The sequence below is a fragment of the Streptomyces sp. NPDC056738 genome, assembly GCF_042790435.1.
Lineage (GTDB): Bacteria > Actinomycetota > Actinomycetes > Streptomycetales > Streptomycetaceae > Streptomyces.
Map to the genome: position 1 here is coordinate 346,710 of NZ_JBHTZF010000007.1, position 13,386 is coordinate 360,095.

Annotated in this window: 11 protein-coding genes; 3 read left to right on the top strand and 8 right to left on the bottom strand. The window is 68.2% G+C overall.

Features of this window, described 5'->3' with window-relative positions:
- Nucleotides 1-107: 107 nt before the first annotated feature.
- From ACFRIC_RS20915 to ACFRIC_RS20925, 3 genes are all read right to left on the bottom strand, one after another.
- Nucleotides 108-533 carry a DUF6113 family protein gene (locus ACFRIC_RS20915; protein WP_382787755.1) on the bottom strand — a complete coding sequence of 142 codons (426 nt, stop codon included), beginning with the start codon at nucleotides 531-533 and terminating at the stop codon, nucleotides 108-110.
- Nucleotides 530-1,438, bottom strand: coding sequence for an N-acetyl-1-D-myo-inositol-2-amino-2-deoxy-alpha-D-glucopyranoside deacetylase (gene mshB / locus ACFRIC_RS20920; protein ID WP_382787757.1), 909 nt, complete (start codon nucleotides 1,436-1,438; stop codon nucleotides 530-532). The genes ACFRIC_RS20915 and mshB overlap by 4 nt, the downstream gene beginning before the upstream one ends.
- 129 nt (nucleotides 1,439-1,567) lie before the next feature.
- Nucleotides 1,568-1,762 (bottom strand): hypothetical protein, encoded by a 195-nt coding sequence (locus tag ACFRIC_RS20925; protein ID WP_037620693.1) that lies wholly within the window; start codon nucleotides 1,760-1,762, stop codon nucleotides 1,568-1,570.
- A gap of 187 nt (nucleotides 1,763-1,949) precedes the next feature.
- Between ACFRIC_RS20925 and ACFRIC_RS20930 the strand changes: the two genes are divergently transcribed.
- Nucleotides 1,950-4,079 carry a prolyl oligopeptidase family serine peptidase gene (locus tag ACFRIC_RS20930; protein ID WP_382787759.1) on the top strand — a complete coding sequence of 710 codons (2,130 nt, stop codon included), beginning with the start codon at nucleotides 1,950-1,952 and terminating at the stop codon, nucleotides 4,077-4,079.
- Nucleotides 4,080-4,256: 177 nt separating this feature from the next.
- Here ACFRIC_RS20930 and ACFRIC_RS20935 read toward each other — a convergent pair whose 3' ends face one another.
- From ACFRIC_RS20935 to ACFRIC_RS20955, 5 genes are read right to left on the bottom strand one after another with little or no spacing between them, the layout of a single operon-like run.
- Nucleotides 4,257-5,318, bottom strand: a complete 1,062-nt coding sequence (locus ACFRIC_RS20935; RefSeq protein ID WP_382787761.1) for an ABC transporter ATP-binding protein — start codon at nucleotides 5,316-5,318, stop codon at nucleotides 4,257-4,259.
- Nucleotides 5,299-6,285 (bottom strand): ABC transporter ATP-binding protein, encoded by a 987-nt coding sequence (locus ACFRIC_RS20940; RefSeq protein ID WP_382787763.1) that lies wholly within the window; start codon nucleotides 6,283-6,285, stop codon nucleotides 5,299-5,301. The genes ACFRIC_RS20935 and ACFRIC_RS20940 overlap by 20 nt, the downstream gene beginning before the upstream one ends.
- Before the next feature lie 5 nt (nucleotides 6,286-6,290).
- Complete coding sequence (locus ACFRIC_RS20945; protein ID WP_382787765.1) at nucleotides 6,291-7,313, bottom strand: ABC transporter permease; 1,023 nt, start codon at nucleotides 7,311-7,313, stop codon at nucleotides 6,291-6,293.
- Nucleotides 7,306-8,229, bottom strand: coding sequence for an ABC transporter permease (locus ACFRIC_RS20950; RefSeq protein WP_382787767.1), 924 nt, complete (start codon nucleotides 8,227-8,229; stop codon nucleotides 7,306-7,308). Before ACFRIC_RS20950 ends, ACFRIC_RS20945 begins: the two co-directional genes overlap by 8 nt.
- A gap of 54 nt (nucleotides 8,230-8,283) precedes the next feature.
- On the bottom strand, nucleotides 8,284-9,915 hold the full coding sequence (locus ACFRIC_RS20955; protein ID WP_382787768.1) for an ABC transporter substrate-binding protein: 1,632 nt from the start codon (nucleotides 9,913-9,915) through the stop codon (nucleotides 8,284-8,286).
- Between the two features lie 527 nt (nucleotides 9,916-10,442).
- On the opposite strand from ACFRIC_RS20955, the gene ACFRIC_RS20960 reads away from it, so the two are divergent.
- Both ACFRIC_RS20960 and ACFRIC_RS20965 read left to right on the top strand, forming a co-directional pair.
- Entirely contained in the window at nucleotides 10,443-11,471 is a 1,029-nt protein-coding gene (locus ACFRIC_RS20960; RefSeq protein ID WP_382787770.1) for an ABC transporter permease, read from the top strand.
- Nucleotides 11,472-11,548: 77 nt separating this feature from the next.
- Entirely contained in the window at nucleotides 11,549-13,312 is a 1,764-nt protein-coding gene (locus tag ACFRIC_RS20965) for an ABC transporter substrate-binding protein (protein WP_382787772.1), read from the top strand.
- Nucleotides 13,313-13,386 lie beyond the last annotated feature (74 nt).

The window sequence follows — 13,386 nt, forward strand, 5'->3', positions numbered from 1 at the left end:
AGCTCGGCGGCGCGCACCACCATACTGGCCATGTCCGGCCCGCAAACCTCGACCGTGCAGGAATCTCGCGCGGGACCCGCACGGGACCGACACGGCGAAGTGGTACGTCACTTGCCAAGTCGGGCGCCGGAAGGGCCTGGTTGCCGCCCCTGGCCCAGAGTGGCGCACATCACAGCCACGGCCATGCCTCCGAGCAGGAAGAGATACGAGACGACTCCCGCGCCGAAGAGGAAGTCCCCTTCCGGGCGGCTGGCGGTGAGCAGGACGACGGCGACCATCCAGCCGGCCGCGGGGGCGACGGCTCCGGCCCGGGTGCCCGCCGCCCGGGCGCCGCCCAGGAAGAGTCCGGCGGCGCCCGCCAGGGCGAGCAGCAGCCCGAACGGGAACCAGCCCGGCTGCACCAAGGCTCCGGCGACGCCGACCACGGCACCGAGCAGGAAGAGCCCCAGGTAGGCGGCGATCCGCCCGCCCGAGGGGGGCTTCAGCGGCTGGGCGAGCAGGCTTCCCCCGCCGCGCTGTCCGTTCGAGCTCATCGCGGATCCGTCCCTCGCACGGTCGTGCCGGTCCCCTCGAAGAGGTCGCGCTCGCGCGCCGCGGGGCGCGGGGCGCCGGCCAGTTCGTAGTACTCGGTGGTGAAGAGCGGCTGGGCCAGCTCGTTCGAGAGGACGAACCAGGGGCCGTCCACGGTGATCTGGGTGGCGTGCGCCCGCATCGCGGCGGCCTTCGCCGCGGCGTACGCCGTGCCGTCGATCTCGGTGGTGACGCTCGCCTCGTCGACCACGCCCGGTACGTCGTCGACGGCGGCCGTCCGGTCGAACGGCAGCCCGGGGAGGGCCTCGCGGAGGCGGGCGAACGCCTCTTCGGCGACCGGGCGCGGCACCCGGTTCCAGTAGGTCTTGGCGATCCGCCAGGCGCCGCCGAGGTCGGGGCGGTGGGCGGGATCCGCGGCCAGTTCCGCGGCGCGCACGGCCACGCGGTGGGCCTGGATGTGGTCGGGGTGCCCGTACCCGCCGTCGGGGTCGTAGGTGACGAGCACCTGGGGGCGCACCTCGCGGATCACCTCGACGAGGTGGTCGGCGGCGGCGTCCACGTCCGCGGCCCAGAAGGCGCCGGGGCGGTGGTTCTGCTCGGCGCCCATCATCCCGGAGTCGCGGAACCGCCCGGGGCCGCCCAGGAAGCGGTGGTCGGTGACGCCCAGTTCCTTCATGGCGGCGCTCAGCTCGCCGGTGCGGTAGGGGCCGAGTCCGCCCTCGCGGTCGGGGGCGAGATGGGCCAGTTCGGGCGGGATGACCTCGCCCTCCTCGCCGAGGGTGCAGGTCACCAGCGTCACCTGGGCGCCCTCGGCCGCGTACCGGGCCATGGTCGCGCCGTTGTTGATCGACTCGTCGTCCGGGTGCGCGTGCACCAGGAGCAGACGCCGGTCGGGCAGTTCCGTCATGGAACCCACCCTACGAGGCCCTGGTCCCCCGCCGACCGGCGGCGCGGACCGGCCCGTTTCGGGGAGGCCGGACGGGGCAGGCGGGGAGCGGGAGCCGGACGCCCTCCCCGCCCACGGCCCCGGGAGCGGTCAGAACTTGATGCTGCCGATCATGCCCGCGATGTTGGTGGTCAGATCGCTGATGGTGGGCGCGATGGTCGAGGAGGCGAGATAGAAGCCGAGCAGCATGCAGACGACCGCGTGCCCGCCTTTCAGTCCTGACTTCTTGATCAGAAGAAAGACGATGATCGCCAGCAGCACCACCGCCGAAATCGAGAGTGCCACGGCGGCTCACCTCCAAAGTTCCCAGGGACTTGGGGTCCGGTACGGGGTCGGACACGAGGGGTCGGTACATCCAAACAGCAGCCAGCAGGTTCCTACCCACGCAGCGCTAGTGATCATAACTATCCGTACGCGCGCATCGATCGGCGCACGGCCGCACAAGGGGGCGCATGGCCAATATGGTCGAGGCATGACGACCGAGCCTCTCTCCTTCCCGCGCCGGTACGCCCGCACCCAGCGGTTCAGCTCCGGCGCGCCGCGCGCGTTCACCGTGTCCCCGGACGGTTCCCGCGTGGTGTTCCTGCGCTCCCCCTCCGGCACGGAGCGGGCGAACCAACTGTGGGTGCTGGACGTGCCCGAGGGCCGTGAGCGGGTCGTGGCCGACCCCGCGGCCCTGCTCGGCGGAGCCACCGAGCGCCTGTCCCCCGAGGAGCGGGCGCGCCGCGAGCGCAGCCGCGAGGGCGGCGCCGGCATCGTCGGATATGCCACCGACGCAGCCGCCGAGTTGGCCTCTTTCACCTTGTCAGGGCGGCTGTTCACGGCCGAGCTGCGGGCCGGTACCGCGCGTGAACTCCGCGTCCCCGGGCCGGTGATCGACCCGCGCCCCTCCCCGGACGGCACGCTCGTGGCGTACGTGTCCGGGGGCGCCCTGCGCGTCGTCGGGGCCGAGGGCGAGGGCGACCGGGCCGTCGCGGAGCCGGAGCCGGCCGCGGGCCCCGGGACGGTTTCCTATGGACTGGCCGAGTTCATCGCGGCCGAGGAGATGGGGCGTTCGCGCGGCTTCTGGTGGTCGCCCGAAGGGGACCGGCTGCTCGTCGCGCGGGTCGACGACACGCCCGTACAGCGCTGGTGGATCTCCGATCCGGCGCACCCGGAAGCCGATCCGCAGCGGGTCGCCTATCCGGTGGCGGGCAGCGCCAACGCCGAGGTACGGCTCTTCGTGTTCGGGCTCGACGGGGTGCGCACCGAGGTGTCCTGGGACCGGGCGCGCTACCCGTATCTGGCACATGTGCACTGGTCAGCCGCTGGGGCACCGTTGCTTCTGGTGCAGGCGAGGGATCAGCGCAGCCAGCTCTTCCTGGCCGTGGACCCCGACTCAGGGGCGACCCGGATGGTGCACGCGGACGAAGATCCAACTTGGCTTGATCTTTTCCCCGGGGTGCCGTGCTGGAGCCCCGGCGGACAGCTCGTGCGGATCGCCGACGAGGGCGGCGCGCGGGTCCTGGCGTTCGGCGAACGCCCGCTGACAGGAGCGCAGTTGCACGTGCGGGCGGTGCTCGACGTGTCGGCCGACGACGTGCTGGTCTCGGCCTCGGCGGGCGAGGGAGCGAGTTCCCCCGAAACGGGTGAAGTCCATGTGTACCGGGTGAACGAACTCGGCCTGGAGCGCGTCTCGCAGGAGCCCGGCGTGCACTCGGCCGTGCGCGCCGGGGGCGTGACGGTGCTCGTGTCGTCGGTGCTCGACCAGCCGGGTGCCCAGGTGCAGGTGCTGCGCGACGGGAAGCGACTCGCGATCATCCCCTCGTACGCCGAAGATCCCGGTTTGACCCCGCGCGTGACGCTCACACAGGGGGGCGCACAGAAAATCCCATGCGCCGTGCTTATGCCGACCGACTACGACGGTGACACTCCCCTGCCCGTCCTCCTGGACCCCTACGGCGGTCCGCACGGCCCCCGGGTGCTGGCCGCGCACAACGCGCACCTCACCTCGCAGTGGTTCGCCGACCAGGGTTTCGCGGTGGTCGTCGCCGACGGCCGCGGCACCCCGGGGCGCTCCCCCGCCTGGGAGAAGGCGATCCGCGACGACCTGACGCTGTCCCTCGACGACCAGGTGGAGGCGCTGCACGGTCTCGCGGAACGGTTCCCGCTCGACCTGTCCCGGGTCGCGATCCGCGGCTGGTCGTACGGCGGCTGGCTCGCGGGGCTCGCCGTGCTGCGCCGCCCCGACGTCTTCCACGCGGGCATCGCGGGCGCCCCGGTCGCGGACTGGCGGCTGTACGACACCCACTACACGGAGCGCTACCTCGGCGACCCGGCGGCCGACCCGGCCGTGTACGCGAAGAGTTCGCTGGTCACCGACGAGGGACTGGCCGAGCCCGCGGACACGCACCGGCCGCTGATGATCGTGCACGGCCTCGCGGACGACAACGTGGTGGTGGCGCACGCCCTGCGGCTCTCCTCCGCCCTGCTCGCCGCCGGCCGCCCGCACGAGGTGCTGCCCCTGTCGGGGGTCACCCACATGACCCCGCAGGAGACGGTCGCCGAGAACCTGCTCCTGCTCCAGGTGGACTTCCTGAAGCGCTCCCTCGGTCTGGACTGAGCACCGACCGCCCCCACCGAGCGGGCGCAAAAGTACGAGCCGGGGTGACATGGCGACACCCCGGCTCGTTCACGGCACCCGCACGGCCGTACGGTGTTCACCCTGCCGCGTCCGTATATCGGTACCGCTTCCGTCAAGTTGCCTGCGTGTTAACGAAGTTTGCCCACGTTTGTGACGCTATGGCGTTCCGTCGGACGGCTCCTCGGGCGGCACGACCTGCTTCTCCTCCGCGAAGTGACAGGCCGAGTCGTGGGCGGCCGGTCCCTCGACGAGCCGGAACTCGGCCGGCACCGCGAGCAGCGGCACCTCCAGCGTGCAGCGTTCCTGCGCCTTCCAGCAGCGCGTGCGGAACCGGCAGCCGGACGGGATGTTCGCGGGCGAGGGCACATCGCCGTGCAGGATGATCCGCTCCCGGTGCTCCCGGGCCTCCGGGTCCGGCACGGGCACCGCGGACAGCAGCGCCTGCGTGTAGGGGTGGGTGGGATGGTCGTAGATCTCGACGTCCTTGCCGGTCTCCACGATCCGCCCGAGATACATCACCCCGACCCGGTCGGAGATGTGCCGCACGATCGACAGGTCGTGCGCGATGAAGACGTAGCTGAGGTCGAACTCGGCCTGGAGCCGGTCCAGCAGGTTGATCACCTGCGCCTGCACGGAGACGTCGAGCGCGGAGACCGGTTCGTCGGCGACGATGATCTCGGGCCGCAGCGCCAGGCCCCGCGCGATGCCGATGCGCTGGCGCTGGCCGCCGGAGAACTGGTGCGGATAGCGGTTGATGTACTCCGGGTTGAGCCCGACCACGTCCAGCAGGTCCTGGACCCGGCGCCGCCGGTCGCCCTTCGGCGCGACCTCGGGGTGGATGTCGTACGGCTCCCCGATGATGTCGCCGACGGTCATGCGCGGGTTGAGCGAGGTGTACGGGTCCTGGAACACCATCTGGATGTTGCGGCGCACCGCCTTGAGCGCCTTGCCGGACAGCTTGGTGATGTCCTCGCCCTTGTACTTGATCGCGCCCTCGGTCGGCCGCTCCAGGTTGACCAGCATCTTGGCGACGGTGGACTTCCCGCAGCCGGACTCGCCGACGATGCCGAGGGTCTCGCCGCGGTCGAGGTGGAAGTCGACCCCGTCGACCGCCTTGACGGCCCCGATCTGCTTCCTGAACAGGATCCCCTGGGTGAGCGGGAAGTGCTTGACCAGTCCGCTGACCTCCAGCAGCGGCTCAGTTGCGGCTTGAGTCATCGAGGCACTCCCTCCAGAAGAAGCAGGCGCTCCCGCGGTTCTCGTCGACGGCGGCGAGCGGCGGCACCTCGGTGCGGCAGATGTCCTGGGCCATCGGGCAGCGCGGGTTGAAGGCGCAGCCCGGCGGGATGTGCATCAGGTTGGGCGGCAGTCCCTTGATGGCGTACAGCTCCTGGCCCTTCTGGTCGAGCCGGGGGATCGAGTCGAGGAGACCCTTGGTGTACGGGTGGGCGGGCGCCTTGTAGATGTCGTGGACCGGGGCGGTCTCGACGATCCGGCCCGCGTACATCACCGCGATCTTGTCGGCGACGTCCGCGACCACGCCGAGGTCGTGGGTGATGAGGATGAGCCCCATGTTGAGCTCGCGCTGGAGTTCGGCGAGCAGGTCCATGACCTGGGCCTGCACGGTGACGTCGAGCGCCGTGGTCGGTTCGTCGGCGATGATCAGCGCGGGTTCCAGGGCCAGCGCCATGGCGATCATGATGCGCTGGCGCATACCGCCGGAGAACTGGTGCGGATAGTCCCGCACCCGCTCGGCGGCACCCGGGATGCGCACGTGCTCCATCAGCTCGATCGCCTTGGCGCGGGCTTCCTTGCGCGACATTCCCCGGTGCACGGTGAACATCTCGCCGAGCTGGTCACCGACGTTGATCACGGGGTTCAGGGAGGACAGCGCGTCCTGGAAGATCATCGCCATCTCGGCGCCGCGGACCTTGCGCCGCTCCTCCTCCTTGAACTTCAGCAGGTCCTTGCCCTGGAAGAGGATCTCGCCGCCGGTGATCTTCCCGGGCGGGATGTCGAGGATGCCCATGATCGCCTGGGCGGTCACCGACTTGCCGGAGCCTGACTCGCCGAGCACGGCGAGCGTCTCGCCCTCGTCGACGCTGTACGTGACGCCGTTGACGGCCTTGGCGACCCCGTCCCTGGTCCTGAACTCCACCTGCAGATCGCGCACTTCGAGGAGCACGGCTCTCACCTCAGCTTCGGGTCGAGGGCGTCGCGCACCGCGTCGCCGAGCATGATGAACGCGAGCACGGTGATCGCGAGCGCGCCGGCCGGCCACAGCAGCATGTGCGGTGCCTGGCGGATGTAGGCGGAGGCCGAGGAGATGTCGATGCCCCAGCTCACCGTCGGGGGCTTGAGACCGACACCCAGGTACGACAGCGTCGCCTCCAGCGAGATGTACGTGCCGAGCGCGATGGTCGCGACGACGATCACCGGGGCGACCGCGTTCGGGGTGATGTGCCGGAGCATCATCCGGGAGTTGGAGGCGCCGAGCGCGCGCGCCGCGTGGACGTAGTCGTTCTCCTTGGTGGTGATGACGGAGCCGCGCGCGATCCGGGAGACCTGCGGCCAGCCGAGCAGCACCATGAACCCGACGACCGGCCAGATCGTGTTGCTGGTCACCACGGAGAGCAGGACCAGACCGCCGAGCACGACGGGGATCGCGAAGAAGATGTCGGTGATCCGGGACAGGATCGAGTCGCCGACCCCGCCGAAGAAGCCGGCCAGCCCGCCGAGGAACGAGCCGAGGAGCGCGACCCCGATCGTGGCGAGGACGCCGACGCTGATGGAGATGCGGGTCCCGTAGACGGTCCGTGTGTAGACGTCGCAGCCCTGTCCGTCGTAGCCGAAGGGGTGTCCGGGCTGCGAGCCCTCCTGCGCCTTGGAGAGGTCGCACTTGAGGGGGGACTGGTCGGTGATCAGCGAGGGCCAGATCGAGATGACGACCAGGAAGAGGATGACGAGTCCGGAGATGATGAAGACCGGGTTGCGGCGCAGGTCCCGCCAGGCGTCGGACCACAGGGAGCGCGGCTTCTCCTTCGGCCCCGTCCCCTCCGGTCCGCCCGGGGTCTTCTCCAGGGTCTCCGCTTCGCTCGATCCGAGGTCCATGGGGCCGCCGAAGCCGGTCGGAGCGATGGCCAGGTCCTCCGGCGGCGGACCTTCGGGGCCGTGGTGGAATTCCTCTTCCTCGTACGGCGGCTGCTCAGGCATAGCGGATCCTCGGGTCGAGTACGGCGTACAGCAGGTCGACGAGCAGATTGGCGACCACGAAGACGAGGACGAGGATGGTCACGAAGCCGACGACGGTCTGGGTGCTCTGGCGCACGATCCCTTGGTAGAGGTAGTAGCCGACACCGTGGATGTTGAAGATCCGCTCGGTGACGATCGCGCCGCCCATGAGCGCGCCGATGTCGGTGCCGATGAAGGTGACCACGGGGATCAGAGAGTTGCGCAGCAGGTGCCGGATGGTGACGCGGCGCCGTGGCAGGCCCTTGGCCACGGCCGTACGGACGTAGTCGGACCGCTTGTTCTCCGCGATGGAGGTCCGGGTCAGACGGGTCACGTACGCGAGGGAGACCGAGGCCAGCACCAGGCCCGGCACGATCAGCTCGCCGAAGGTGGCGTCCCCGGAGACCGACGGCTTGATCCAGCCCCATTTGATACCGAGCAGGAGCTGGGCCAGCAGACCGGTGACGAAAGTCGGCACCGCGATGACGACGAGGGTGAGCAGCAGGACGCCGGTGTCGACGGGCCGGCCGCGGCGCAGACCGGTGATGACACCGAGCGTGATGCCGATGACGATCTCGAAGAAGATCGCGACGATCGTCAGCCGGATGGTGACCGGGAAGGCGGTCGCCATCAGGTCGGTGACCGGCTGCCCGTCGAACGCGGTGCCGAAGTCACCGGTGAAGATGCCCTTCAGGTACAGCAGGTACTGGACGAAGACGTTCTTGTCGAGGTTGAACTCCTCGCGCAGCTGGGCGGCCGTGGCGGGGTCGCACTGCCGGTCGCCGCACAGGCCCGCGATGGGGTCGCCCATCACGTTCACCATCAGGAAGATGAGCAGCGTGGCGCCGAAGAAGACCGGGATCATCTGCAGCAGACGCCGGATGACGTACCGTCCCATGAGTGCTCCGGGGAGAGAGGGGCGGACCCGCCGTGGCGGGCCCGCCGTGGCGGCTCAGTTGACGGTGATCTCGTTGTAGACGGGCACGCTGAACTGGTTCAGGGCCACGTTCGAGACCTTGTCCGAGTAGCCGGCGCTGCCGTTCTGGTACCAGAGCGGGATGGCGGCCATGTTGTCCCGTACGACCTCTTCGGACTGCTGGAAGAGCTTGATGGCCTTGCTCGTGTCGGTCTCCGCGTTCGCCTGGTTGACCAGGCTGTCGAACTGCTTGTTGGACCACTGGCCGTCGTTGGAGGAGGCGTTCGTGTAGTACAGCGGCTGGAGGAAGTTCTGGATCAGCGGGTAGTCCATCTGCCAGCCGGCCCGGAACGGACCGGGCATCTTGTGCTGCCCGATCTGGTTGCGGAAGTCGGCGAAGGTGCCGACCGGGTTGCCGACGCAGGCCTTCTCGTTGCCGAGGGCGTTGTTGATCGAGTTGCAGACGGCGTCGATCCACTCCTTGTGGGAGCCGGTGTCCGCGTTGTACGTGATCTTGACCTGGCCGCCGGGCAGACCGCCGCCCTCCTGGACCATCTTCTTGGCCTCGGACGGGTTGTAGTCGCAGTACTTGCCGCACAGGCCTTCCTGGAAGCCGCCCTTCTCGCCGAGCACCGGTGAGGTCCAGTCGCTCGCGGGCGTGCGCGTCTTCTGGAAGATCGTGTCGGTGATCTGCTGGCGGTTGATCGCCATGGACAGTCCCTGACGGACCTTGGTGGCGCCGCTGGTGTTCCACTTCGGGTCGTAGAACGGGAAGGCGAGCGTCTGGATGATGCCGGCCGGGGTGTTGATGTACCGGCCGTTCAGGTCGCTCTTGGCGTTCTTGAGCTGGGCCGCGGGCACGTCGTCGACCAGGTCGAGGTTGCCGGCCAGCAGGTCGTTGTAGGCGGTGTTGTTGTCCGTGTAGACCTTGAGGGTCACGCCGTCGTTCTTCGCCGGGTCGTCCCCGGGGTAGTCGGCCCACTTCGTCAGGGACATCTGGGAGCCCTTGGCGTAGCTGTTGATCGTGTACGGGCCGTTGCCGACGGGCTTCGCGACCCAGGCGGCGTGGTCGCTGAAGAACGACTTGGGCAGCGGCGAGAAGGCCGCGTAGCCGAGGGTGTCCGGGAACGTCGAGAACTTCTGGGTCAGCTTGACGGTGAACGTGTTCGTTCCGGTCACCTTGAGCCCGGACAGGGTGTCGGCGGTCTGCTTGCCCGTGTCTGGGTGCGTCTTGTCGTAGCCCTCGATGTAGCCGAAGAAGTACGCGTTCTTCTGGTTGTTCTTCAGGCTGGCGCCGTAGTTCCAGGCGTCGACGAAGGACTGCGCGGTGACGGCCTCGCCGTTGCTGAACTTCCAGCCGTCCTTGACCGTGATCGTGAAGTTCTGCGAGTCGGTGGTCTCGATGCTCTTGGCGAGCATGTCCTCGGCGGCGCCGGTCTTGGCGTTGTACCGCTTCAGCCCGCGGAAGATCATGTCGAGGACCTTGCCGCCCTGCACCTCGTTGGTGTTGGACGGCTCCAGCGGGTTCTGCGGGTCGCCCCAGGAAGCGCTGACGGTGCCGGAACCGCTGCCGCCGCCGCTGTCACCCCCTCCCCCTCCGCAGGCGGACGCCGCCAGGACTACCGCCGCCGCGCATGCGGCCCATTTGGCGTGCGTGGCTCCACGCATGGAGTGCCTCCTCGAGAGTGCGCTGTGCCGCCGGCGCCGGGGTCGGGCTCGGACGTCCGGTTCCAGCGCGGTGTGCCTTTAGGGCCCAATATCTTCCTATATAGGGCAGATCGCACATTTACCCCACCCTTCCGAGTGGCGATCCATCCAGAAGGAGGCGTTCCGGACACTCCGTCAAATGATCTTGACCGTCCTCGCAGACGATCTTGACCTTCCGCGCAACAGATCTTCGCCGTTCGATGCGGAACTGTTGATTCCAGTGCACGAGATGTACGCATTCCGAGACTCCGGCGTCCGGATAACGAACTCATTGCCCGTTTCGCCCCGTTAGTCCGAATCCGGACACAGAACGGCCACAGTGCGCTACACGCGTAGTTACGCTCAGGTCAATCAGAGGTAAAGAAAGTAAAGAGAAGACCAAGGCGACCGAGATTTTATTGACCTTGCATGAATTGCGTTGAAAAAGTCCGGCGTAGCCCGTAGGGAGCGCCCTGCGGAGCCCTTGACCCCCTCGGGCCTGGAGCATCATGACCCCCCCTACTCCATCCGCGGCCGCCCCACTTGAGGTGACCGACGAGACCGGCAAGACCCCGGCTTCGTCTTCCACCCACAAGGGCTCGGAAAGTCGCTCCCCCGGACGACTCGCCTGGACGCGCTTCAAGCGCGACCGCACCGGTGTCGTCTCCGCGTACATCGTGGTCTTCTTCTTCGTCATCGCGATCTGCGCGCCGCTGATAGCCAAGCTGTACGGGAAGAACCCGTACGAGCAGTACGGCCAGGAGACCGACGGCCTGCTCAACGACTTCGCCTTCCCGGTGAAGCCCAACGGCGGCATCGACGGCAGCTTCTGGTTCGGCATCGAGCCCCAGCTCGGACGTGACGTCTTCACGTTCCTGCTGTACGGCATCCGCACGTCGCTGATGATCGCGACCGCCGCCACGCTGCTGACCACGGTGGTCGGTGTCGTGATCGGCATCACCGCGGGGTACCTCGGCGGCAAGACGGACTACTTCGTCGGCCGGGTGATCGACATTCTCCTGTCGTTCCCGTCGACGCTGTTCTTCATCGCCTTCATGCCGGTCGTCTACGCGCTCTTCGTGCCCTTCAACGAAGAGGTCCCGACCTGGCTGCGGGCCACCTGCCTGATCCTCGTCCTCTCCGCCTTCGGCTGGGCCTCCATCGCGCGTCTGCTGCGCGGTCAGGTCCTCGGCCTGCGGGAGCGCGAGTTCGTCGAGGCGGCGAAGGTGACCGGCGCGTCCTCGCGCCGCATCGTCTTCAAGGAACTTCTGCCCAACCTCTGGACACCGATCCTGATCCAGTCGACCCTCATGCTGCCGGCCTACGTCACGGCCGAAGCGGGTCTCGCCTTCCTCGGCGTCGGTATCCAGGACCCGACCCCGGACTGGGGCGTCATGATCCAGCGTGGTGCCGGCTTCTACACGGAAGACATCACCTTCATGATCTTCCCGGGCGTCTCGATGATCATCTTCGTCCTCGCCTTCAACCTGCTCGGAGACTCGGTCCGCGACGCACTCGACCCGAAGTCCAAGCGCTGACTTCCACCCCCAGTACCGGTCATAGCCGTCCGGCTGGTTACCCGTCTCACATTCACCCACCACTAGGCAGGTAAGCCATGTCCTTTTCCCGCAGAAACTTCCTGATAGCCACTGGTGTGGCCGCCGGTGCCACCACGGTTCTGAGCGCCTGCAGCAGCGGCAACGGCGGCGGGAGCGGCAGCAACAAGGCCCCGTCCGTGGCGAAGGCCAAGGCTGCCGAGATCCTGGTCGGCACCAAGGCCGACTCCACCGGTCCGGCCCCCGAGGTCGCCGGCGCGGTCAAGGGCGGCACGATCTACACCCTCGACCAGATCGACTGGGACCACCTGGACCCGGCGCAGCTCTACTCCTCGTACGAGGGCGCCTGCTCGGTCCTGTTCCTGCGCGGCCTGACCGGCTACAAGGTCGACTCCAAGGGCGGCACCACCCTCGTGGGTGACCTCGCCACGGACGCCGGCACCGCGGCCGACGGCGGCAAGACCTGGTCCTTCACGCTGAAGGACAACGTGAAGTGGGAGGACGGCGCCGACGTCACGATCGAGGACGTGCGCCACACCTTCGAGCGCCTCTTCGCCTCCTTCGTCACCCAGGGTCCCCGTTACCCGCAGGGCTGGCTCGTCGGCGGCGACAAGTACAAGGGCCCCTACGGCGGCAAGCACCTCGACTCCATCGAGGTCAGCGGCAAGACCATCACGTTCAAGCTGAAGGAGGCCCACGCCGACTTCAACTTCATGGTGGCCATGCGCGGCTTCTCCATCGTGCCCAAGAAGCACGACACCAAGGAGAAGTACGACAAGCACCCGCTGTCCTGCGCCCCGTACAAGATCGAGAGCCGCAGCATCGGCAAGGGCGCGACGCTGGTCCGCAACGAGCACTGGGTCGCCGAGACGGACCCGCTGCGCAACGCGTACCCGGACAAGTTCGTCTTCCAGTTCGGCTTCCAGTCGCTGGCCTCGACGGACCGCTACATCGCCGACCAGGGCAACGACCAGTTCACGCTGTCGCTGCTCAACGAGGTCGCCGCCGAGCGCATCCAGAAGGTCATGACGGACCCGACGCTCAAGAAGCGCGTCCTGACGCAGGTCGACACCACCTGCTACTACTTCGCGATCAACACCAAGCGCGTCACCGACGTCAAGGTGCGCCAGGCGCTCAACTTCGCGTGGCCCTCGAAGCAGCTCCAGCAGATCCGTGGTGGCTCGCTCTCCACGGCGACCGCGACCACGATCATCAGCCCCCTCACCCCGGGCCACAAGGACTTCGACCTCTACGAGAAGAAGACCAAGCCCATGGGTGACCCCGAGAAGGCCAAGTCCCTTCTCAAGGAGGCCGGCAAGACGGGCCAGACCATCGTCGTCGCCATGCAGCAGTCGGACAACGCGGTCAAGCAGGCCGTCGCGATCAAGACCGCGCTGACCAAGGCCGGCTTCACCCCGGTCGTGAAGCAGGTCGACAAGACCTCCTTCTACAGCCAGATCGGCCAGCTCGACAACGAGTACGACATGTTCGCCGCGGGCTGGGGCCCGGACTGGCCGGCCGGTTACGCCGTCATCCAGCCCTGCTTCGACAGCAGCCAGATCGCCGACGGTGGCGTCAACTGGCCGCAGCTCAAGGACGCGAGCGTGGACAAGGCGATCGCCGCCGCCACGATCGAGCCCGACGCGAAGAAGGCCGCCACGATGTGGGGCGACATCGACGAGCAGATCATGCAGCTCGCCGCCGTGGTTCCGGACTACAACCCGATCCGCAACTACTTCCACGGCTCCAAGGTCGGCGGCGTGATCTACGACTCCGGCAACACCTGCATCGCGCTGGGCAAGGTCTACGCCGCGAAGGCCTGATCCAGCTCCGGGGCGGCGGCACCCGTGCCGCCGCCCCGGTACCTCTCCACCCCCTCGTACTTCTCCCCACACTC